The organism is Bacillus sp. 05T22 (assembly GCF_056396765.1).
In genome coordinates, this window is the sequence record NZ_JBFTMC010000018.1 from 31,685 (window position 1) to 54,982 (window position 23,298).

Consider the following 23,298-nt stretch of genomic DNA (forward strand, 5'->3'; position numbering starts at 1 on the left):
TTTGTAACGGTAGGTAGAATAGAAAGTGTGATTCTGATAATCATTATCACAAGGGTGGATACACCCAATTTTCTTTTTGCTGTTTCTTGAGAATAAATCTCATTTTGTTAAATATATGTTGTTGGTTAGGATGGTTGAGGGATGGAAGCTAGTGCGAGGAGTATAGAACAACAAGAAGTAAATGTGAAAGAGATTAGGAGCAGACCGCTTATTGCTTCTATTATTTTAATAGCGGGAACAATTTTATTAGCTTTAAGTATGGCAACTTCAATTTCATTTGGTGCAGCGGATATTAGTTTAAAGACTGTATGGCAAGCTGTCTTTCAGTTTGATGATTCTTTGACACATCATAATGTGATTTGGGAGCTGCGCATGCCTAGAGCAATTGGCGGTGTTGTTGCTGGTGCGTTTTTAGCGGTATCCGGTGCCATTATGCAAGGAATGACGCGAAACCCGCTCGCATCTCCATCATTAATGGGGATTACTGATGGGGCTGTGTTTGGAATTGCAATTATGTATGCGTTTTTTCCAAATTCACCGTATTTAATGTTTGTTATCGCTTCTTTTGTTGGAGCAGCATTTGGTGCAAGTATTGTATACGGCATTGGAGCTTCTTCACCAGGAGGATTAACACCTGTTAAGTTAGCGCTAGCTGGAGCGGCAATTAGTGCTTTACTTGGGGCTATTTCATCTGGAATCGCTTTGTATTTCAATCTTGCTCAAGAGGTGAGTATGTGGAATGCAGGCGGTGTTGCTGGTGTGAAATGGCAAAGCATTGATATGCTATTGCCGATTGGACTTATTTGTCTCGTTATTGCGATTATGATGTCCAGGTACATTACAATCTTAAGTTTCGGTGAAGAAATTGCGATTGGACTTGGACAAAATACAACATTAATTAAATTTATCGGAACTGTACTTGTTCTTGTTTTAACAGGTTCAGCTGTATCTATGGCAGGATCCGTTGGGTTTGTTGGGCTTGTAATCCCCCATATGACACGTTTTCTTGTCGGTTCAGATTATAGATGGGTTATTCCATGTTCTGCTATATTAGGCGGATTGTTAATTGAATGTGCGGATATGTTATCTCGTATTATTAATCCGCCGTTTGAAACACCAATCGGTGCGATTACAGCACTAATTGGCGTTCCATTCTTCCTCTACTTAGCACGTAATGAAGGGAGAGGAAAAATGTGAGAACAAGCGTCTTAACAAAAAAGAACATTTCAATTGTAACGATTTTAGCTGGATTAATCTTTTCAGTATTCCTTATTAGTTTAAATACAGGAACGTTTAAAATTCCACCAATGGATGTGTTAAAGTCATTGGTCGGGCTAGGAGCAGAAGATCAGTCCGTTATTTTATTCGAATTTCGTATGCCACGTATGGTTATTGCCATCTTAGTTGGTTCAGCGTTAGCGGTATCCGGTGCCATTATGCAAGGATTATCACGAAATCCACTTGCTGATCCTGGAATTATTGGTATTAATGCCGGGGCGGGATTGACAGTTGTTGTTTTCGTATATTTCTTTTTTGGAAAAGTCGGGACGGGTACACTTCTATCTGTATTCATTCTTCCATTCTTTGCATTAGTTGGTGCAGTGTTAGCAGCAGTTATCATTTATGCACTGGCATGGAAGAACGGCGTTTCATCAACTCGTTTAATACTTGTCGGTATTGCAGTAGCAGCTGGGTTTAGCGCTGTTAGCTTAATTTTTTCAATGAAAATGACATCGAATGATTTCCGTTTTGCAACGATTTGGTTAGCGGGAAGTTTATGGGGAACAGATTGGAAATTCGTATTAAGCGTACTTCCATGGATGCTCATCTTTTTACCAATTGCGATTCGGAAAGCGCATGTGTTAAATGTAATGAATTTAGGAGATGCAGCGGCAGTTGGACTTGGTGTAAACGTAGAGAAAGAAAGACGTAAATTATTATTCATTGCTGTTTGTTTAGCGGGAGCATCTGTTGCGGTTGCTGGTGGAATTGGTTTTATTGGTTTAATGGCACCGCATTTAGCRAGACGMCTCGTTGGCGGAAAGCATCAAATTATGTTGCCTACAGCGGCATTAATTGGAACGCTCTTGCTGTTATTTGCAGATTTAATTTCACGAAGTGTGTTAACGACATCAGAAATACCGGTCGGTCTTGTTATTTCTGTAATTGGTGCACCGTATTTCATTTATTTACTTATGAGAACAAAATAAAGGGAGGCATTTTGTATGGCAACTTTAGCGGTTGATTCGGTATCTGTTGGTTATAATGAAGGATTAATTATTGATGGATTGTCAGTTGAAATTCCAGAAGGGAAAATTACAACAATTATTGGGCCGAATGGATGCGGAAAATCCACATTGTTAAAAACAGCTTCTCGTATTTTGAAAGCAAAACGAGGTACTGTTTACCTAGATGGAAAAGCAATTGAGAAACAGCCAACAAAAGAAATCGCAAAGAAAATGGCGATTTTGCCACAAACTGCAGAAGTGCCAACTGGTCTTACTGTGTTTGAACTTGTTTCTTATGGCCGTTTCCCTCATCAAAAAGGGTTTGGCACGTTGAAGGAAGAAGATTATCGCTACATCCACTGGGCACTTGAGGTAACAGGGATGACAGAATTTGCGAATCGTCCAGCAGAAGCCTTATCGGGTGGTCAACGTCAACGCGTTTGGATTGCAATGGCTCTTGCGCAAGGTACGAATTTACTCGTACTAGACGAACCAACAACATACTTAGATATGGCTCACCAACTGGAAGTATTAAATTTATTAAAAAAATTAAATCAAGAAGAAGGCCGCACAATTGTCATGGTTATTCATGATTTAAACCATGCTTCTCGTTTTTCAGATCATATGGTTGCTTTGAAAGCTGGTAAGTTAATGAAGCAAGGGACACCAGATGAAGTAATGACAAGTGAAACGCTTCGCAATGTGTTTGAAATAGAAGCACAAATTGTTCCATGTCCTGTAAACTGTAAACCAATTTGTTTAACATACGATTTAATGATGATTAATAATCAGTTACGTAAGAAAGCATAGATGGAATCTCCCCCTCTTACTTTGATAGAGGGGAGGGGGATTCTAATGGCCGTTGAGCTTCTCATTCGAGCTGGGAAGTTGAACGCTCGTTAGAACGGGTTACATACAACGATTAATAAATATATATTAATAAATTGTTGGTTGTAGTTTCTTATAGTGATATGTAGCTTATAAGAGAAATACATCCAGAAGGAGTGGGAATATGAAGAAATTCAAAGCGACGTTACTAGCAATGGTACTAGTAGTTACTTCTGTACTATTTGCAGCTTGTTCTTCTGATAAGAAAGAAGAAAAGAAAGCAGATGCGAAAGTTGAAGAGCGCACTGTACAACATGCAAAAGGGGAAATTAAAATTCCTGCAAATCCAAAGAAAATTGCTGACCTTAGTGGTTCAACAGAAGAATTATTAATCTTTGGAATGAAACCAATCATTACTGCAAATACGTCTCAAGAGAAAATCGATGCACATATTGCAGATAAATTAAAAGATGTAAAGCCAGTTGGCTCTGCATGGGGCGATAAAATTAACATTGAAGCAGTAGCTGCTGCAAAACCAGATTTAATTCTTGTGAACAACCGCCAAGAAAAAATTTATGATCAATTATCTAAAATTGCACCAACAGTTATGTTAAAAACTCCATTAGATCAATGGCGTCCAAAGTTTGAAGAACTAGGTAAAATCTTCGGTAAAGAAAAAGAAACAACTGCATGGTTCAAGGAGTATGATGAAAAAGCAAGTAAATTACACGATAAAATCGTTGCAAAAACTGGTGATGCGAAGTTCATGAAGATGGCTRCATATCCAAATGCATTCCGTGTATACGGTGACTACGGTTACGGTAGCGTACTCTTTAAAGATTTAAAATTACCAGCTGTTCAAGGTACACCAACTGATAAACCGCTAGTACAAGTACAAAAAGAAGCTTTAATTGATTACAACCCAGACTACTTATTCGTATTTACAACTGGTGATGGTTCTCAGCGCTTAAAAGAATTCCAAGAAGAAACAATTTGGAAAAACATGAACGCTGTTAAGAACAACCACGTATTCACAATCAAAAACGAAGACCTAAACAAAGGGTACTTCCCACTTGGTAAAGAAATGATCTTAGACGAAATTGCTGAGTTCGTTTTAGGAAAATAATATATACAGAAAAATCACTTTCGCTTTGGCGAAGGTGATTTTTCTGTATATAGGGGAATTTTATGCATTTCTATAGCCTTTCGTTTATAATAAAGATAAGAATGTAGTAAGGAAGGAGGGTGTCAATATGGTATATTTAAACGACAAACTCAGCGAAACAAAAGTGTTTAAAGACCCAGTACATAAATATGTACACGTGCGTGATCGCGTAATTTGGGATTTAATCGGAACGAAGGAATTTCAACGTTTGCGCCGTATTAAGCAGCTTGGAACGACATTTTTTACATTTCATGGTGCGGAACATAGTCGCTTTACTCATTCATTAGGTGTATATGAGATTATTCGTCGTATGATTGATGATGTGTTTGATGGCAGACCAAATTGGAATGCAGAAGATAGATTATTATGTTTATGTGCAGCGCTCTTGCATGATGTTGGACATGGTCCGTTCTCACACTCCTTTGAAAAAGTTTTTTCATTAGATCATGAGAAGTTCACACAAAAAATTATTGTTAGTGATACGGAAATCAATGATGTACTCGGCCGCGTAGACCGAGAGTTTCCACAAAAAGTAGCAGATGTTATTGCGAAAACGTCTGATAATAAATTAGCAATTAGTATGATCTCTAGTCAAATTGATGCAGATCGTATGGATTATTTATTAAGAGATGCCTATTTTACTGGTGTGAAGTACGGGAATTTTGATATGGAACGTATATTGCGTGTCATGCGCCCATACGGAAATCAAGTAGTAATTAAAAATAGCGGTATGCACGCTGTTGAGCATTATATTATGAGTCGCTATCAAATGTACTGGCAAGTGTATTTCCATCCGGTAACGCGCAGTGCAGAAGTTATTTTAACAAAGATTTTACACCGTGCGAAAACATTGCATGAGCAGTATTATACATTTAAGTATCATCCTGTTCATTTCTATTCTTTATTTGAAGAAGAGGTAACAGTAGAGGATTATTTAAAGCTAGACGAGAATGTAATGTATTATTATTTCCAGGTATGGCAAGATGAAGATGACCAAATTCTAAGTGATTTATGTCGCCGTTTTATGAATCGAAATCTCTTTAAATATGTAGAATTTACAGAGAATCATGGTTTAGATAATTGGATGGAATTAAGTAGTTTATTTAAAAAGATTGGACTCGATCCAGAGTACTATTTAGTTGTTGATTCAACATCGGACTTACCGTATGACTTTTACCGTGCTGGAGAAGAAGAAGAGCGGCTTCCAATCTTACTTCTTATGCCAAATGGAGATCTCAGAGAGCTTTCGCGTGAATCTGATATTGTAGAAGCGATTACTGGTAAGAAGAGAAGGGATCAAAAACTTTTCTATCCACATGATTTAATCTATGAAGATGGAAGAAAAGGAAAATATAAAGAGAAAATTATTGAGTTATTAGAAGGAAAGAAATAAGAAGCAGTCATAGGACTGCTTCTTAGTAAAGAAAACTGAAATTATTTGTCGCTTAAGCGTTTTCCGCCAACTGCATAATGATTTTTAGACATTTCTTCGATGAAAACAACGATGTTTTCTTCTGGAGCACCAGTTGTTTCGCTTACTGCTGTTGTTACTTTCTCAGCAAGAGCTTTCTTTTGTTCTTCTGTGCGTCCTTCTAGCATTTTCACTGTTACGTATGGCATGTACAATCGCTCCTTTTATGTAAGTTACAATCTTATTATAACGGATTCTAGGGAAGAACAATCGGAAAAACAAATATTTTCTTTTTTTGACATAATGAAGAGGAGATGAAGTATGGATCAGTTATTTAGATATCCACTGCACCAAATTCCACTGGTAGCAATGGCTATTATTATCGCGTTGTCTATGCATGAATTTGCACATGCATATGTTGCATATAAGTTTGGTGATGATACAGCGAAAAGGCAGGGGCGTTTAACTTTATCACCAATGTCTCATTTAGACCCGATCGGAATGATTGCAGTATTAATTCTTGGGTTCGGTTGGGCACGTCCGGTACCTGTTAACCCTTATAACTTTAAAAGACCGCGTCTTGCTGGTGTACTAGTTTCTATTGCAGGACCGATTAGTAACCTAATCTTAAGTGCTATCGGTTTAATCATTTGGTACAGTTTGTTAAAGTTTGGAGTACTAGATGCCATCCCATTTGCAGTGGCGGATACATTAGGTCAATTCTTCCAAATCTTTATTGTTCTTAATATCGTTTTATTTGTTTTCAACTTATTACCGATTCCACCGCTGGATGGATATCGTGTAATTGAAGACTTAGCACCGGCAAATGTTCGTGCGAAAATGACGCAATATGAGAAATATGGAGCAATTGCTTTATTGATTCTTGTTATTACACCGCTTGACCGTTATACAATTCAACCAATTTTCAGTGTAGTAATCCCGCACGTACTAGGATTTTTACAAAGTATTATTGCACCTATATTTGGGCTAATGTAATACATGAGTGAGGAGGAGTTTACATATGACAGAGAAAAAGAAAAAAATCGGTTTTAATATTGTGAAGAACGATTCGACAGATGGACATGGTGGTTTCGGTGTTGGAGCGCTGAGCTTAGAAAATATTTCACCTGTTTTTGTAGATGTAATTGAGCAAAATGCATTCGTTGATATTGGGGCAATGCACGCGCGTAGTACTGTGGAAAAAGGGATTAAGTTTTTAACAAATAAAGATGAAGTTCCAAATGGAAAACCGTATTGGCTTGTGTGGGTAACAATTGAGAGAACGGCAAAAGGTGCTTACTATGCAGGTGTAACAGCTTGTGAAATGACAGTTGATCGTGAAATTCGCCGTGGTTATAAATCACTTCCAGAGCACGTGAATAAGATGGATAAATCATTAAAACGTTACATTATGGTTGACCATATGGATGAACCATCTAAGAAGGTGCTTGGTACATTCTTAAAAGAGCATAATGAAGCAATTTGGAACGAGTCTAGTGAAGAATTGCGTCATGCATTATTAGGAGAATAATTTTAAGGCTACCAGGAGAAACTCTGGTAGCCTTTGGTGTTTTTGGGGTATGGTAGTATTTCTCTTTATGTCGTATATTGTCGGAACGTCGATATGTTGTGTCGAAGCACCGATATATTGATGCTACAAATACGATAAGTATTTACCATGGAAAGTATTTTTTCCACCAGCTCTCTTTTTTCTTCTCTTTGCTAGCCTTCTCGAATTCTTCTTTATCATCAATATGATCCATGCAATATTCAGTCGGTTCTGTTCCTTTTGCAAAATACATTTTCACGGAAACAGGACATCCTTTCGTTGCGATTTTTCCATTTTCAGGATTGACATTTACAGCAATAATATCACTTGGTTGCTTGAATTCCTTTTTAGGCTGACCCTCTAGTCCTTTTTCCATCGCAATAGCCCATATTTTTTTTGCGTAGCCTTGTTCTGCCGGGTTTGTGATGGGTTTTGGCTGATCGTATCCGACCCATACACCTGTTACTATTTGCGGAGTGAAGCCGATCATCCAGCTATCTGTTTCTGTGGAACCAGATTTTCCTGCATACGTACGTGATAGTTTTGGAAGCAGGGATTGTCCTGTAACAGAAGCATACCCACTTAGTTTTTTATTGAACATTCCTGTCATCATTTCTTCCATTACAAACGTATTATTTTTATCGAGCACTTGTTTACTTTCTAAATGTGCATCATATAAAATATTCCCTTCATGATCGACAACGCGGCGAATAAAGGTTGGTTTTACTTGTTTTCCCCCATTGGCAAACATACTGTACGCACCTACCATTTCAATTGGTTTTACAGGAGACGTACCAAGGGCAAGGGATGGTACATCTTTTAATGAACTTGTAATCCCAAATTGTTTAGCGGTTTTTGCTAAAGAGTCCTCTCCTAAAAATAAATGTGTTTTCACGGCATATACGTTATCTGATACTGCAAGAGCTTGCGCCATCGTCACAAAATCATCGGCATAGTAGTCTTTATAATTTTTCGGTTTATATTTAGAAACACCATCGCCTAATGTAAATACTGTATATTCGCTTTTTAAGCGAGTCGCTGGTGTAAATCCTTTTTCGAGTGCAGCATAATATAAAAAAGGTTTAAAGGTGGATCCTGGTTGGCGAGATGCCTGAATCGCTCGGTTAAATTGACTTTCTTTATAATCTTTTCCACCAACAAGAGCTGCTACTTCTCCTGTTTTCGGATTCATTGAGACAAGAGCCGTTTGTATATTAGTTGTTTCTGGAATCGTATCTTTTACAGATTGCTCGGCTATTGTTTGTAGTTTTGGGTCTAGTGTTGTGTAAATATGGAATCCACCGCGTTGTAATGTTTGCTCATCGAGTCCAATATCATGCAGGAGAGAGGAGTGTACAGCGTGTTGGAAATAAGGTGCTATTTCTGCGACTTCTTTTGTTTCTAATGAAGCAAATGTAAGCTTTTCCTTTTTGGCAGAGGAAGATTGCCCTTTCGTAATATAACCCTGTTCTACCATTTCATCTAAAATGATTGATTGTCTTGTTTTTGCTCGTTCCTCCTTTAAATAGGGAGAATATACGCTAGGGCCTTTTGGGATACCAGCTAACATACTTGCCTCCGCTAATGTCAAGTCACTAGCAGATTTATTAAAGTAAAGACGGGAAGCGGCTTCAATACCATAAGCGCCGTGTCCGTAATAAATCGTATTTAAATATCCTTCTAAAATATGATTCTTGCTGTAATTAACCTCAAGACGAATGGTATATATTGCTTCTAACGCTTTTCGTTTCCAAGTTTTATCATGATCTAAATATAGATTGCGGGCATATTGCTGCGTAATCGTACTAGCACCTTGGACCTTTGCCATTGCTTTTATATCTGCAATGATTGCACCAGCAATTCTTTTTATATCGAAGCCATGGTGATCATAGAATCGATGGTCTTCAATAGAGAGTGTCGCTTCTCTCGCATAAGGAGAGATTTGGTCGAGAGATACGTTATAGCGCTTTTTCATCCCATTGCTTTGACCTATTACAGTATCATCATTGGCATAAAAGGTGCTTGTTTGCGGAACAGCGATGGAAGGCGGCCCCATAATCTTTGCTACTATGATGATGATAAAAAACGAAAAAACGAAAAAAAGAACACATGAAAAAAGTGCGGTGAAGAAAAGACGTTTATATTTTTCAAGTTTTGGATTCACAGTTTGATCCATCTTTTTCATCCCCTCATCGTATACTTTTATTAGTATTGAGGGTTTTTTCGTATTTTAAACACAAAATGAAAAAGAGCCCTTTCAATTAAGAAAGAAGCTCAAAAGCGCGTATTGGCCAATCCGTAATAATTACATCTACACCGTAATCGATCATTGTTTGTAAGTCTTTATTTTCGTTGATTGTATAGGGACGGAAAACATAGCCTTGCTGCTGTGCAGTTTGGACAAATTCTTTTGTTAGTAGCTGAAAATTTGGGTGTAATCCGGACGCCTCCCTTTTCTTGGCTTCAGCAATTGGATCACTGAGTGGTTCATCGTATAAAATAGCTCTTGGAATTTCAGGTGCAATTTCCGCGAGTAGGGAAACGGAATCATGGTTAAAAGATGAGAATATAATTTGGTTTGAAAGATGATATTCACGAACGAGGTCGACAACCTTTTCTTCGATACCTGGATAGTGGATTACGTCTGTTTTTAATTCAATATTAAGTTGTAAATTTGTTGTAGAGAGCCAAATGAATACTTCACGTAAAGTTGGAATCTTTGCTTCGTTAAAAGTAGGGCTTTTATGGCTACCAGCATCAAGCGCTTGTAATTCCGCTACTGTTTTTTCAGAAACAAGTCCAATTCCACTTGTTGTGCGATCAACAGTTTCATCGTGAATCACAACAATCTCACCATCTTTCGAAAGGTGAACATCAAGTTCAATGCCGTGGGCACCAACACGCTCTGCTTCTTGGAAAGCAATCATTGTATTCTCCGGATGTGTTCCTTTAACTCCGCGATGGGCAAAAATAAGTGGTTTTTTCATCTGAAAATCTCCTTATGAGTTCATTTCTTCCATTATGAAACTGCGGCGAGAAAAATACAATCCATATGCCAAATATTTACAAAAGTATAACACTTGCATAAAAGTTAACGTTAACGTAAAATGTAATAATGTGATGAGGGGAGGAATAAACATGTAYAAGATTGATGAGGTAACGAAGCTAGTTGGATTAACAAAACGTACACTTCGTTATTATGAGGAAATTGGTTTAATTCATCCGCCGGAGCGTAGCGAAGGGAATATTCGTCTTTATACAGATGAGGATATTGTACGTATTAAAAAGATTGTAGAAGCGAAAGAAGTATTAGGAATCACACTTCAAGAAATGCAGCATTTCTTATCATTAAAAGAACGCATGGAACAAAGACGAAATAGTGACAATCCACGTGACCGTGAAGTGATTCAAGAAATTAAGGATATGCTTGAGAACCAAGTGCAAACGCTAGATACAAAAATGAAACAAATGGAGCGCGTGAAAGCAGAATTAGAGAATAGTTTAGGGCGTGCACGTAAATTCTTGGAGGACACAAAAGGAGAGTAATGAATATGGAGAGCAAACAAAAGTTGGGGAGATTGATTACAGTACTGGCTACGTTTCTTGCCTTTTCAGGCATCGGAGTAGTCGATCCTATTTTGCCGATTATCGCTGAGAAGATAGGGGCAACGCATTGGCAAGTGGAGATGTTATTTACAGCCTATATTTTAACGATGGCAATTATGATGCTACCAGCTGGTTTATTCGCAGCACGGTTTGGTGATAAGAGAATGATGACAATTGGTTTATCAATTGTAACTGTATTTGCTTTTATATGTGGTATATCACAAACGATTGCCCAGTTATCTATTTTCCGCGCTGGCTGGGGGCTAGGTAATGCGATGTTTTTCGCAACAGCGATGACATTATTAATTGCTCTTAGTAAAGAAGTACATGAAGCGGTTGGTTTATATGAAGCTGCGATTGGTTTAGGGATGGCCGGTGGACCATTATTAGGAGGACTATTAGGAGGACATTCTTGGCGTTACCCATTTTTTGCGACAAGTTTTTTAATTTTATTAGCATTTATTCTTGTTTTCTTTTTTGTAAAAGAGCCGGAGCGAAAAGTACAGCGAAAAGCAGCTGGAGTGGGGGAATTACTTAACCTTATTAAGTATAAACCGTTTATGCAAGGTGCAATTTCAGGTATGTTATATTATTACGGATTTTTCGTTGTATTAGCATATTCACCACTTATTATGCATTTATCGGCAATTCAGTTAGGTTTCGTATTTTGCGGCTGGGGACTTGCTTTAGCATATGGATCTGCAATATTAGCGCATAAATTAGAAGGGAAATATGAACCGAAAGCATTGTTACGATTTAGCTTACTTGTATTTGCAATTCTGCTAATCGCATTATTTTTTGTTAAAGTTATGTGGTTACAAATTGTTCTTATCGTCTTATCTGGATTAGCATCGGGACTAAATAACGCTTTATATACAAGCTATGTCATGGATATTTCACCTTATGAAAGATCTATTACGTCCGGTGTATACAATTTCGTTCGTTGGCTTGGCGGGGCAATTGCACCAATTTTATCAGGAATTATCGGCCATGCGATTTCACCGCAAAGTCCATTTTTAGTTGGGGGAATTGTTGTATTAGTTGGTTGTGTTATGATTTTGATTCCTGTTCGAGAAGGTTCTAAATTAGAATCAGAAACCCTTTCTTAAGAAAGGGTTTTCTTTGTTATTAAATATAGTGTTTAAATAATATATGAATAAAAATACTTTTACCAAAATATATTTTCGGTATTTTTGTACTTTTAACTATACATTTTGTATGTTTTGTTTTATTTTTGTTAGGGGACATTAATGATGTCCCTATTATAAATTTGCAATGAAAGGCGTGATTGTACGATGGAACTATGGTTCACTGAAAAACAAACAAAACATTTTGGAATTACGGCGCGTATTAACCGCACATTACATACGGAGCAAACAGAATTTCAAAAGCTTGATATGGTTGAGACAGAAGAGTTTGGAAACATGCTTATTTTAGATGGCATGGTTATGACAACAGAGAAGGACGAGTTTGTGTATCACGAAATGGTAGCACACGTACCTTTATTTACACATCCAAACCCTGAGAACGTATTAGTTGTTGGCGGTGGTGATGGTGGTGTAATCCGTGAAGTATTAAAGCACCCAAGCGTAAAGAAAGCAACACTTGTTGAAATCGATGGTAAAGTAATCGAGTACTCTAAACAGTACTTACCATCGATTGCAGGTGCGTTAGATAACGAGCGTGTTGAAGTGAAAGTAGGAGACGGTTTCCTACACATCGCAGAAAGCGAAAATGAGTACGATGTAATTATGGTTGACTCTACAGAGCCAGTAGGACCAGCAGTAAACCTATTTACAAAAGGATTCTACGCTGGGATTTCAAAGGCGTTAAAAGCAGATGGGATTTTCGTTGCTCAAACGGATAACCCTTGGTTTACACCAGAATTAATTTCAACTGTGTTTAAAGACGTAAAAGAAATCTTCCCAATTACACGTTTATACACAGCGAATATCCCAACATACCCAAGTGGAATGTGGACATTTACAATTGGATCTAAAGAATATGACCCATTAGAAGTAAGCGAAGATCGTTTCCACGAAATCGAAACGAAATATTACACAAAAGAACTGCATAAAGCAGCATTCGTATTACCGAAGTTTGTTGGGGACTTAATTAAATAATAATTAAAAGCGGAAGCGGCTCGTTCAGAATGGGAGGGGGGATGGAGCTTCAGACGTAGAGGCGTCTTTTGCCTCGCAGGAAGAAGCGAAGCCACCGAGCGTTCTAGCCGCTGTAGCTGGACAAAAGAAAAGCGGAAGCGGCTCATTCAAGGTGTGCGATAGAACGGACATGCTAGCTACTGACGCTATTATAATAAAATAATCTTCTATCGCTAAAAGAAGATTGAGGTAAATCGAGAAAGAGGAGTGTAGCACTCCAAATTTGAGAAATAATGAAAGGTTGGGATACCTTAAGTTCCACATAAGGAGGAAAAGAGTATGCGTTTTGATGAAGCTTATTCAGGTAAAGTATTTATTAAAAGTCATCCAAGTTTTGAAGATGCAGAGGCAGTAATTTATGGGATGCCAATGGATTGGACAGTAAGTTACCGTCCAGGCTCTCGTTTTGGTCCTGCACGTATTCGTGAAGTATCGATTGGACTAGAAGAGTACAGTCCATATTTAGATCGTGAACTAGAAGATGTAAAATATTTTGATGCTGGTGATATTCCGCTACCATTCGGAAATCCACAACGCAGTATAGACATGATTGAAGAATATGTAACAAAACTATTAGATGCCGGTAAGTTTCCACTAGGTCTTGGCGGTGAGCACCTAGTGTCTTGGCCAATTTTTAAGGCAATGGCAAAAAAATATCCGGATTTAGCAATCATTCATATGGATGCTCATACTGATTTGCGTGAGTCATATGAAGGGGAGCCTTTATCTCACTCTACGCCCATCCGTAAAGTGTGCGATTTAATTGGTCCGGAAAACGTATATTCTTTCGGAATTCGTTCTGGAATGAAAGAAGAATTCGAATGGGCAAAAGAAGTGGGCATGAACCTATACAAATTTGACGTATTAGAACCGTTGAAAGAAGTATTACCAAAGCTTGCAGGGCGCCCAGTTTATGTCACAATTGACATTGACGTGTTAGATCCAGCACATGCTCCTGGAACAGGAACATTAGAAGCTGGTGGTATCACATCTAAAGAATTATTAGATTCCATCGTAGCAATTGCAAATTCAAATATAAAAGTAGTTGGAGCAGACTTAGTAGAAGTAGCTCCAGTCTATGATCATAGTGATCAAACACCGATCGCAGCAAGCAAATTCGTGCGGGAAATGCTTCTTGGTTGGGTGAAGTAAAAGCAGAGGCAGCTTGCTCAGAATCGCAGGTCATTGGAGCACTCGACCGAGAAACGCTTTTGGCTTCGACCGAGAGTGTGAAATGGCCAGAGATTCTAGCTGGCGCAGCTGGATAAAGTAAAAACGGAAGCGAAGCCACCGAGCATTCTAGCCGCTGTAGCTGGATAAAATAAAAGCGGAAGCCGGCTCGTAGCATCCATATATCGACGCTTCTGCAAAATTCAACATCCGTTTACAAAGTACGTATAAGAAAAAAGGAGCTAGTCCGACCTGGTGGAACTAGCTCCTTTTTCTTATGCAACTTTTTCTTCCGAAGCGATTCCGCGAATTTCATCAGCGGAACGAATTGGATACTTGCGGAAAATAATTGTTCCGATATAACCAATAATTGTGGTCACGATTCCACATAATATAGCTGCAATGGCTACTTTCATTACATCATTGAATCCAAAGAGGACAAGGAGACCAGGAATTGGTGATGCTGTACCAGGTGCATTGTTTACAAGTTGGAATAAGGATGTAATAATACCAGCAAGTGCACCACCAACGAAGTTTGTCGTATAGATTGGAATGGGATTTGCTGCTACGACATCGGCCTGTGTTAATGGTTCAATTGCTACAGCAATTGTATCTTTCTTTGAACAGATCTTTAAACGTTTAAAGAAAATAAAATTCATTGGAGCAGAGGCTGCTACTGCAAGACTACCAATAGCCATTGGTAAACCTGTTAATCCAAGCATAGCAGTTAGCGCCATGGAGCTTAATGGAGATGTAGAAATAACTGTTATGAGTCCGCCAAGCATAATTCCCATAATAATTGGGCTTTCTGTGGTTGCGATTGAAATAATAGAGCCGATTTTTCCAAGTGTAGCATTTACAATGGGGTCCATAAGCATAGCCATTCCGCGAGAAAGTGGTGCTGCAACGAATAAAATGGCAAGAAATTCTACACCAGCTGGCAATTTCTTTTCTAGAAATTTAACGACAAAGGCGCATACATATCCAGCAAAAAATCCTGGTAAAATACCAAATCCACTAGTGGCGATACCGATTAAAACAGCATATACAGGAGATACACCAATTGCGAGTGCTACTAAAATAGCAGCCGCGACACCGCTCATACTACCGGAAGCTTGTCCAACCGATTGTAAAAAGTTGTTATGAAACATTTCGCCACCGATATATCGATGAAATGCTTCAATAAGAAAGCTTGCGATTGCAGCATTGGCCAGGGCCCCCATTGCTTTCATTCCGTAAGGAGCACGAAAGCTAAACAGTGTAAAAAGAAAAAGTACAACGAGTAGTAGTGCTAAACCTTGTAAGATAGCCATTTGAAAAATGTCCCCTTTTTAATTTTGTTTATAAAAATTTGTATTATTCAATAATAATACAAAAGTTGTTTAAACGGAAAATTTTTTTATTACGAAAATACTGCGAGCGTTTTCCTTACAATAGTGTAAGGAAAATGTAATACATTTCAATAGTGTATAGTATGCCCTTTTCTGTATAATACAGATATAAAGATGTGACTGATAAGAATAAACAGGAGGCCATATATGAAATTGGTAATAAAAGTTTTAGCCGTCTTTACCATTCTTTTAGGTGGTACGGCATATTATTTACAATCAAAAACAGAAGGTGTAGAGGCTTTTGTCGATAACTTCTTTTCAAATAAAGAAATACAAGATTATTACGCAGTTATAAATAAGGGTGAGAAAATAGACGATGAATATTTGTATACATTCAAAGGGTATACAGAGAATGGAAAGCAACAAACGATTAAAAAGATCGTGAATCGTCAGCTACATTCAGGTGCTTTTATAAAAATTTATGCTAAGGGCATGCAAGGAAAAGGCTGGGCTGAAATTTCAAAAGAGGAAATCCCAGAAAAAGCCTTAAAACAATTACAGAAAGTGTAAAAGGAGCGAAACGTCCGCTCCTTTTTTTAGTGCGTTAAAAGTATAATAGTTGTTTGTCTTTGACTGGAAACAATTTTCACACGCCCACCAATTGGAAAGGTAAAAATTGGTGTTGTATGCCCAAAGTTAGCATTTGCAATTATAGGGATATGGGACAGTTCCTGTTTTGAATAAATCATTTCTTGGATATCTTCTATGGCAGCTTCAGATCCTTTTTGTAGTCTTCCAATTACAATGCCTTTTATATGTTTAAAATCTGGTTGTTGGATGAGAGAATGTAAGTAACGATCAAAAGTCTTAACTGTAGCTTTTCCTGTGAGAGCATCTTCTTCTAAGAATAATATTTTATCTCGTAAGCTCGGCATATATGCTGTGCCTTGTAGTAAATTAAAGGTACTCATATTACCACCAACAATTTCTCCAACCGCTTCGCCTTCATGTATAGAAACATACCCTTCATTTTGGAAGAAGGTGCGATTTTCTTGGTCAATATACCAAGGATCATCGCTCCACGTTTCAGCAGGTTGTATTTCTATTGGCTCTTCAGAAGTCATGCATTTTAAAAAGTAATCTATCGTATAATCGAGCCCTTTCTCCATTCCAAAAGAAGAAAAGTGAGGACCTGAATATGTAATAAGACCAGTCTTTGCATAAATTGCATTGCCTAGAGCTGTAATATCAGAATAACCACATAAAATTTTTGGATTGCTACGAATTAAGTCGTAATTTATATGGTTTAGTAGCCCATTGGAATTATATCCTCCAAGTGTTGTTAAGATTGCTTTTACATTGGAGTCTGCGAAAGCTTCATGGAGGTCTTGAACTCGAGAAGAAACGGAAGAAGAAGCAAAACGATCAATTTCTTCAGCATTTTTTGAAAATGTAACACGAAATCCCATATCTGTTATTCGTTTCATAGCAAGCTCACGATTATAATCTGAGACAATACTTAAACTACAAGAAGGTGAAATGACTCGAATTTCATCACCTTGTTTTAACTTTGGTGGTATCATTTGGAGCACTCCTTTTAATGAAAGAAAATTTAGATTTAAAAGATATTTTATCATAGGAGATAGATCTTTATAAATTGTTTTTTCGAAACAGGGTTTTCCTGATTTTTCAGCAGACAGACATAGGTTTTTTTTGATATGATAGGAAAAGTGATTTATTATAAAGTTTATTTAATATCTATAACATATTGAAAGGTGTGCAAGACGTGGAGAAACAACTTGCAGGCTTGCCAGTACACGTTCATTTCGTAACAGAAATCCGTGAAGGGGCACGAAAGGAGACCGTTGCTTTTGAGGCAAATGGTMAATACTATGTAAAAGGTCAAGGTACATATGTAACATTTCAAGAGCCGAACGAACAAGGCGAAGTAAAGACAATCATTAAAATTCAAGGCGAACAAGTTCTCATTATGCGTTCAGGTGCTGTTTCTATGCGTCAGACGCATGCGAAAGGTGAATGGACAACTGGTACGTATACGAGTGAACTTGGTACGTTTGCATTGCAAACGAAAACTGATAACGTTCTTTTTAAATGGTCGGACGAGAAGAAAAAAGGACAACTCTTTTTAACGTACGCATTGCTTCTAAGTGAACAAGAAGCGGGCCGATATACAATTACGATTAATTTGAAGGAGGCAAAATAATGAACTCTTTAGAACAAGTAAAAGAATTGATTAAAGAAGAAATTAAAGCTGCCGTATTAAAAGCAGAATTAGCAACAGAAGAACAAATTCCAAACGTTGTATTAGAATCTCCAAAAGATAAAACGCATGGTGATTTCTCTACAAACATGGCGATGCAGCTTGCGCGCGTAGCAAAAAAAGCTCCTCGTATGATTGCAGAGGAATTAATTGCGAACTTCGATAAAGCAAAAGCTTCTATTGAAAAGATTGAAATTGCTGGTCCTGGTTTTATTAACTTCTATATGGATAATAGGTATTTAACAGACTTAATTCCGGCAATTGTTACAGCTGGAACGAATTATGGTGAAACAAACACTGGTAAAGGTGAAAAAGTACAAGTTGAGTTCGTATCTGCAAACCCAACAGGTGACCTTCACTTAGGACATGCACGTGGTGCGGCAGTAGGTGACACATTATGTAACGTATTAGCAAAAGCGGGATACGATGTATCTCGTGAATACTACATTAATGACGCTGGTAACCAAATTCATAATTTAGCGCTTTCTGTCGAAGCTCGTTACATGCAAGCATTAGGGTTAGAAAAAGAAATGCCAGAAGACGGTTACCATGGTGCAGACATCATCGGAATCGGACAACGTTTAGCTGAAGAGTTTGGCGATCGTTATGCAAAAGCTGATGAGAAAGAAAGCTATGAATTCTACCGTGAGTACGGTTTAAAATACGAATTAGCAAAACTTCAAAAAGACTTAGAAAGCTTCCGTGTGAAATTTGATGTATGGTTCTCTGAAACATCATTATACAAAAACGGAAAAATTGACGCAGCTCTTGCAGTATTAAAAGAGCGCGATGAAATCTTTGAAGAAGAAGGCGCAACTTGGTTCCGCTCAATGACTTACGGTGATGATAAAAACCGTGTGTTAATTAAAAATGATGGTTCTTACACATACTTAACGCCAGATATCGCATATCACCGTGATAAATTGGAGCGCGGATTTGATAAATTAATCAACATTTGGGGTGCTGACCACCACGGTTACATTCCGCGTATGAAAGCAGCGATTCAAGCGCTTGGTTATGATAAAGATACATTAGAAGTAGAAATTATCCAAATGGTACAACTATACCAAAACGGTGAAAAAATGAAAATGAGTAAGCGTACAGGTAAAGCTGTTACACTTCGTGAGCTTATGGAAGAAGTGGGCGTGGATGCAATGCGTTACTTCTTTGCAATGCGCAGCGGTGACTCTCACTTAGACTTTGATATGGACTTAGCGGTATCAAAATCTAACGAAAACCCTGTATACTATGCACAATATGCTCATGCACGTGTATGCAGTATCCTTCGTCAAGGTGAAGAGCTTGGATTAACTGCAGGTGGAGATGTCAATTACAAACTTGTTGCTTCTGAAAAAGAAGTAGACTTACTGAAAAAACTGGGTGAATTCCCAGTAGCAGTTGCAGAAGCAGCGCAAAAGCGTCTGCCACACCGCATTACAAACTATGCGTTTGAATTAGCAGCAGCGCTTCATAGCTTCTACAATGCAGAAAAAGTATTAAACCAAGATAACTTAGAATTAAGTAAAGCTCGTTACGACTTAATGCGTGCAGTACGCATTACACTTCAAAATGCATTAGCATTAGTTGGTGTATCTGCACCTGAGAAAATGTAATAGACAAAAGAAAAGATGCTTATTTTTGTTTAAAAGTGATATACAAGTTGATATAAAAACATCTCATCAGCCTATAGACTGATGAGATGGTAAAGAAAGCGGACCACTGAAAAGCCGTATGGGGGAGAACCTCACGTATGGCTTGATGAGGGGAAGCTGGGCAGAAAAAGAGATGGCAAAGCTATCTCTTTTTCTGTTTCAGTTTTCTATTCTAAATATATGTGGCAAATATATGTTATGGTGATGAAGTGAAAATAGAAAACCAACAATTAACTATTGATTTTTGGGAATGATTCTAGAATAATAGGTTGTTGGGGGTAAAATTATCAAAAAGCTGTACATGTAGTATTAGTTGGTGGAATGTTATCAAGAAATGGTGTAATCGTTGTGAACAACATTGTTACAAATATGTCAAATACTAAACTAACACTTTATCTAACCAAGTATCTACACAATTAGTAAGTAATCTTGAAAACTTCCAACCTAGTCAAGAAACTAGGGATTTTATGTCTAAAATAATATAGTCCAACTAAAGTTTTCATGATTTGATAAAAATGATGAAAGAAGATAAATTTCTCGGTTTTGCTATTATCATCACTTATATATAAATCTCTCAACATTAAAATGTAATGTCGCCCTAGAAGAGCTAACGCTTCTTAGCGAGTAAGTGAAATGTATATATAAGTTCATTTTAATTCTTCGACATAGCCATAGATCCATTAGGCAAATTACTTTTTCTCAACACTCATTTATAGACTCCAAAAATGAAAAGGCTGAATTTCATATTTCTGCACGATTCATATGAAATTAGTTGCCAATCACACTCTTTTTTATTTACCCCCAAATTTGTTCCACTGTATTTAGATTTGGAGAATATGGCTTTCATCTTCATAGGCAAACAATACTTCATCCGGAGCGTTTTTAATTATATAGCGCTGACGTTGGAACGCTTCTTATTTTTCTTGTCTACTTGTTTCGATGTGTAGGTCGGTTGTGTACCTAAATACAAAACGTTTTAACATATGGCCGATTTCATCTCAACTCATGATGACAGAAAACGTATCTTCAATGACATCCTTTAGAATACGAGTATCCTAGCATGTGTCACAGCTGTAACCTTCTTTGGCTGGTGTGCTAAATTCGATTATACGCTGTACTTCTTGTTATTCTTCAGGAGGGTAAGTATGTAAGTTGGCCAAATACATATTTGCTGTGAAGTAGTTCGTCCATACTTGTCCGCACTGAAAGTTTTTGTGTATTGTGCAATCGTTTGCGATAGGCATGAAGAAGCTTTGTAACCTCTCCGGCATAATAAAGTGAATGACTGTCATGAGTTTTGTCGTGAATGCTTTTTGAATTCCTTTATCAAAATTTGTTCGTTCCCTTATTTGTTTTTGTTAAACAATATAGACCAGAAATAACACGGTTTAGATATGTTGGAGAAATTAGATGAATCTATATAAAAAGCAAATTTCAAGTTTCTAAACAATAGAAGAGTTGAAAAAAGAGAAAAGGATGATAATAGCTATCAAACATATTTAAGTAAAATAGCTTAATGACATTGAATAATAGAATCTTTGTCATAGTATGTTTGTACCAAAATCTAGCAACATTTAATTTTATAGGGAGGATAGTATAAAATATGTATTTAAAAAGAGTTACTTCGATTTTTTCGATTATAATGATTTTTATGTTTACTATAGGTCAGAGTTTGCTGCCTATAATAGCAAATGCACAAGAGTTAAATACAGCAGGACTTGTGGATAGTTTTCAGATTGGTAAAACAAATCTACAGACCACAGAACGGACTAAAGTAACTGTAAACTTCAGTGAAAAAAATGGACTTAGGCTGAAGCCCGGAGACAAACTAACATTAACGCTGCCTCCAGAATTAAAAGGATTAGATAGAGAGTTTCCATTAGATGACTATGGTACTTGTAAAGTCACAGCAGGTACTGTGGTATGTACATTTAATGATAGAGTGAGTACACATCAAAATATTAAAGGGTATTTAAACTTTTACGTGGAAGCTGCTAATGTAGGGACGGATCAAAAGAAAGAGATTGAAACCAATTTCGGTACAAATGTAGATAAGCAATCTGTAACAATTACCGGTCCAAGCGGTGGTGGTGGTACAGATCCTGGAAAGGGACCGTTTTTTTATAAAACTGGTGATATGAACTCAGGTAAGGACAATGAAGTACGTTGGTTCTTGAATATAAACTTAAATAAAGAAGAGTTAAGTCGCGATATTGTTGTGACTGATAATTTACAGGAAGGTCAAACACTTAATAAGGATAGTTTCTATATAATTATTGATGATGATATAGGTCGTCGATCTTTAACGCTACAAGAGTTTGAAAAGCAACGTTACGGAACGATTACCTTTACTGGTGACAGATCATTTAAAGTTGTGCTTTATAAGGATAAAGCACGTCTTGCCTCCTTTTCGATTGGTTATACATCTACTATAACGGAAGCCGGAAAGAAGCAAGAGTTTTTTAAGAATGATTATACGATTGATTACCAAGTTCTGCACAAAGACCCAATTTCTGACTCGGGTAGTTACCCAGTCGAAAATATGACAGCTGGTGGTGGTGCTGAAGGTAATGAGGTTCCAAAAGGAACGCTAAAAATTGTTAAACATATTGAAGGAAATAAAGAAAAAGTAATCCCGAATGTTTCGTTTAAGTTGTATAAAGAGTCGGGTGAACAAGTTGGGGGCGAATATAAAACAAATAACGAAGGGATAATTGAAATTCCTAACTTACAACCGGGTAAATATTATATGCAAGAGGTTTCAGCTCCAGACTATGTTGATTTCGATCCTCAAGCAAAAGTAAGTTTCGAGGTTAAATCAGGTGATGTAAATGGAGTGGAGTTGCCGATTCCGAATAAAGTGAAAACTACATCTGTTTTGGGAACGAAGACGTGGAAAGGCGATAATGCGAAAGATCGCCCGACGATGATTAAGGTAGACTTACTACAAAATGGTAAAGTGATCGCAACACAAGAAGTAGCAGAAGCAACAGGCTGGAAATATGAATTCAAAGACTTAGCGGCATATGATACAGACGGAAATGCATATAAGTATGAAGTAAAAGAACAACCGGTAGATGGATATCAAACAGAAGTAAAAGGTTATGACATTACAAATACAAAAGTGGTACAAACAACAAAAGTAGAAGGAACGAAGACGTGGAAGGACGGAAACGCAACAAATCGTCCGGTAATGATCAAAGTAGACTTACTACAAAATGGCCAAGTGATCGCAACACAAGAAGTAASWGAAGCAACAGGCTGGAAGTATGAATTCAAAGATTTAGTGGYAWACRATGCAGAYGGMAAAGSATATAARTATGAAGTRAAAGAACAACCGGTAGATGGATATCAAACAGAAGTAAAAGGTTACGACATCACGAATACAAAAGTAGGCAAGACATCAGTTTCAGGAACGAAGACTTGGAACGATAACAATGCATCAGATCGCCCAGAGTCAATCAAAGTAAAATTACTACAAAATGGCAAAGAGATTGACACGAAAGAAGTAAGCAAAGCAACAGAGTGGAAGTATGAGTTTAAAGATTTAGTGGCATATGATGAAAATGGAGTAGCTTACAAGTATGAAGTGAAAGAACAACCAGTAGACGGATACGAATCAAAAGTAAAAGGTTATGACATCACGAATACAAAAGTAGGCCAAACAAAAGTAGAAGGAACGAAAACATGGAAAGACGATAATGCGAAAGATCGTCCGAAGATGATTAAAGTAGACTTACTACAAAATGATCAAGTGGTTGCGACACAAGAAGTAAGCAAAGCAACAGACTGGAAATATGAATTTGAAGATTTAGCAGCATACGATGCCGAAGGAAAGGCATACAAGTATGAAGTAAAAGAACAAGCAGTAGACGGATATCAAACAGAAGTAAAAGGTTATGACATCACGAATAC

At 37.4% G+C, this 23,298-nt stretch carries 21 protein-coding genes; 15 read left to right on the forward strand and 6 right to left on the reverse strand.

From position 1 onward, the window contains the following. The first annotated feature begins 141 nt into the window (after positions 1 to 141). The 5 genes from AC1DIT_RS08780 (at position 142) to AC1DIT_RS08800 (ending at position 5,614) form a co-directional block, all read left to right on the forward strand. Positions 142 to 1,197 carry a FecCD family ABC transporter permease gene (locus AC1DIT_RS08780; RefSeq protein ID WP_016112738.1) on the forward strand — a complete coding sequence of 352 codons (1,056 nt, stop codon included), beginning with the start codon at positions 142 to 144 and terminating at the stop codon, positions 1,195 to 1,197. Then, entirely contained in the window at positions 1,194 to 2,210 is a 1,017-nt protein-coding gene (locus AC1DIT_RS08785; RefSeq protein ID WP_016112737.1) for a FecCD family ABC transporter permease, read from the forward strand. Before AC1DIT_RS08780 ends, AC1DIT_RS08785 begins: the two co-directional genes overlap by 4 nt. A 15-nt stretch (positions 2,211 to 2,225) precedes the next feature. Continuing rightward, positions 2,226 to 3,038: an ABC transporter ATP-binding protein gene (locus AC1DIT_RS08790; protein WP_016112736.1), complete on the forward strand. Its 813-nt coding sequence runs from the start codon at positions 2,226 to 2,228 to the stop codon at positions 3,036 to 3,038. Positions 3,039 to 3,240: 202 nt separating this feature from the next. Then, complete coding sequence (locus AC1DIT_RS08795; protein ID WP_476998144.1) at positions 3,241 to 4,182, forward strand: ABC transporter substrate-binding protein; 942 nt, start codon at positions 3,241 to 3,243, stop codon at positions 4,180 to 4,182. Between the two features lie 127 nt (positions 4,183 to 4,309). Then, positions 4,310 to 5,614: an HD domain-containing protein gene (locus AC1DIT_RS08800; RefSeq protein ID WP_016132471.1), complete on the forward strand. Its 1,305-nt coding sequence runs from the start codon at positions 4,310 to 4,312 to the stop codon at positions 5,612 to 5,614. Positions 5,615 to 5,655: 41 nt separating this feature from the next. Here AC1DIT_RS08800 and AC1DIT_RS08805 read toward each other — a convergent pair whose 3' ends face one another. Next, complete coding sequence (locus AC1DIT_RS08805; protein WP_001147172.1) at positions 5,656 to 5,841, reverse strand: 2-hydroxymuconate tautomerase; 186 nt, start codon at positions 5,839 to 5,841, stop codon at positions 5,656 to 5,658. Between the two features lie 112 nt (positions 5,842 to 5,953). On the opposite strand from AC1DIT_RS08805, the gene AC1DIT_RS08810 reads away from it, so the two are divergent. Both AC1DIT_RS08810 and AC1DIT_RS08815 read left to right on the forward strand, forming a co-directional pair. Beyond that, on the forward strand, positions 5,954 to 6,628 hold the full coding sequence (locus AC1DIT_RS08810) for a site-2 protease family protein (protein WP_016112733.1): 675 nt from the start codon (positions 5,954 to 5,956) through the stop codon (positions 6,626 to 6,628). 25 nt (positions 6,629 to 6,653) lie between these two features. Continuing rightward, positions 6,654 to 7,163: a YwhD family protein gene (locus AC1DIT_RS08815; RefSeq protein ID WP_016112732.1), complete on the forward strand. Its 510-nt coding sequence runs from the start codon at positions 6,654 to 6,656 to the stop codon at positions 7,161 to 7,163. A gap of 142 nt (positions 7,164 to 7,305) precedes the next feature. Here AC1DIT_RS08815 and AC1DIT_RS08820 read toward each other — a convergent pair whose 3' ends face one another. Both AC1DIT_RS08820 and AC1DIT_RS08825 read right to left on the reverse strand, forming a co-directional pair. Further along, entirely contained in the window at positions 7,306 to 9,357 is a 2,052-nt protein-coding gene (locus AC1DIT_RS08820) for a transglycosylase domain-containing protein (RefSeq protein WP_016132470.1), read from the reverse strand. Positions 9,358 to 9,442: 85 nt separating this feature from the next. Further along, on the reverse strand, positions 9,443 to 10,168 hold the full coding sequence (locus tag AC1DIT_RS08825; RefSeq protein WP_016132469.1) for a glycerophosphodiester phosphodiesterase: 726 nt from the start codon (positions 10,166 to 10,168) through the stop codon (positions 9,443 to 9,445). Between the two features lie 151 nt (positions 10,169 to 10,319). Here AC1DIT_RS08825 and AC1DIT_RS08830 point away from each other — a divergent pair, with 151 nt between their 5' ends. From AC1DIT_RS08830 to speB, 4 genes are all read left to right on the forward strand, one after another. Beyond that, positions 10,320 to 10,727 carry a MerR family transcriptional regulator gene (locus AC1DIT_RS08830; RefSeq protein ID WP_016132468.1) on the forward strand — a complete coding sequence of 136 codons (408 nt, stop codon included), beginning with the start codon at positions 10,320 to 10,322 and terminating at the stop codon, positions 10,725 to 10,727. Positions 10,728 to 10,732: 5 nt separating this feature from the next. Next, positions 10,733 to 11,896 carry an MFS transporter gene (locus tag AC1DIT_RS08835; protein WP_016112728.1) on the forward strand — a complete coding sequence of 388 codons (1,164 nt, stop codon included), beginning with the start codon at positions 10,733 to 10,735 and terminating at the stop codon, positions 11,894 to 11,896. A 186-nt stretch (positions 11,897 to 12,082) separates the two neighbouring features. Further along, positions 12,083 to 12,910, forward strand: a complete 828-nt coding sequence (speE, locus tag AC1DIT_RS08840; protein WP_016112727.1) for a polyamine aminopropyltransferase — start codon at positions 12,083 to 12,085, stop codon at positions 12,908 to 12,910. Between the two features lie 318 nt (positions 12,911 to 13,228). Continuing rightward, positions 13,229 to 14,101, forward strand: a complete 873-nt coding sequence (speB, locus tag AC1DIT_RS08845; RefSeq protein ID WP_003209245.1) for an agmatinase — start codon at positions 13,229 to 13,231, stop codon at positions 14,099 to 14,101. Between the two features lie 95 nt (positions 14,102 to 14,196). Here the strand turns inward: speB and AC1DIT_RS08850 are convergent, their stop codons facing one another. Together AC1DIT_RS08850 and AC1DIT_RS08855 are read right to left on the reverse strand one after the other, a co-directional pair. After that, on the reverse strand, positions 14,197 to 14,319 hold the full coding sequence (locus tag AC1DIT_RS08850; protein ID WP_255254987.1) for a hypothetical protein: 123 nt from the start codon (positions 14,317 to 14,319) through the stop codon (positions 14,197 to 14,199). Positions 14,320 to 14,394: 75 nt separating this feature from the next. Next, positions 14,395 to 15,432 (reverse strand): PTS sugar transporter subunit IIC, encoded by a 1,038-nt coding sequence (locus tag AC1DIT_RS08855; RefSeq protein WP_016132467.1) that lies wholly within the window; start codon positions 15,430 to 15,432, stop codon positions 14,395 to 14,397. A 225-nt stretch (positions 15,433 to 15,657) separates the two neighbouring features. Between AC1DIT_RS08855 and AC1DIT_RS08860 the strand changes: the two genes are divergently transcribed. Next, the gene (locus AC1DIT_RS08860) at positions 15,658 to 16,020 is read left to right on the forward strand and encodes a YxeA family protein (RefSeq protein WP_016132466.1); all 363 of its coding nucleotides are present in this window, start codon (positions 15,658 to 15,660) and stop codon (positions 16,018 to 16,020) included. A 26-nt stretch (positions 16,021 to 16,046) separates the two neighbouring features. On the opposite strand, the gene AC1DIT_RS08865 is transcribed toward AC1DIT_RS08860, so the two are convergent. Continuing rightward, positions 16,047 to 17,033, reverse strand: a complete 987-nt coding sequence (locus AC1DIT_RS08865) for a S66 family peptidase (RefSeq protein WP_016112724.1) — start codon at positions 17,031 to 17,033, stop codon at positions 16,047 to 16,049. 203 nt (positions 17,034 to 17,236) lie between these two features. On the opposite strand from AC1DIT_RS08865, the gene AC1DIT_RS08870 reads away from it, so the two are divergent. The 3 genes from AC1DIT_RS08870 to AC1DIT_RS08880 all read left to right on the forward strand — a co-directional run. Beyond that, the gene (locus tag AC1DIT_RS08870) at positions 17,237 to 17,674 is read left to right on the forward strand and encodes a YwiB family protein (protein ID WP_476998145.1); all 438 of its coding nucleotides are present in this window, start codon (positions 17,237 to 17,239) and stop codon (positions 17,672 to 17,674) included. After that, positions 17,674 to 19,344 carry an arginine--tRNA ligase gene (argS, locus tag AC1DIT_RS08875; protein ID WP_016132465.1) on the forward strand — a complete coding sequence of 557 codons (1,671 nt, stop codon included), beginning with the start codon at positions 17,674 to 17,676 and terminating at the stop codon, positions 19,342 to 19,344. The genes AC1DIT_RS08870 and argS overlap by 1 nt, the downstream gene beginning before the upstream one ends. Positions 19,345 to 20,986: 1,642 nt before the next feature. Next, positions 20,987 to 23,298 (forward strand): Cna B-type domain-containing protein (locus tag AC1DIT_RS08880; RefSeq protein WP_476998146.1); only part of this gene is annotated, 2,312 nt, incomplete at its 3' end.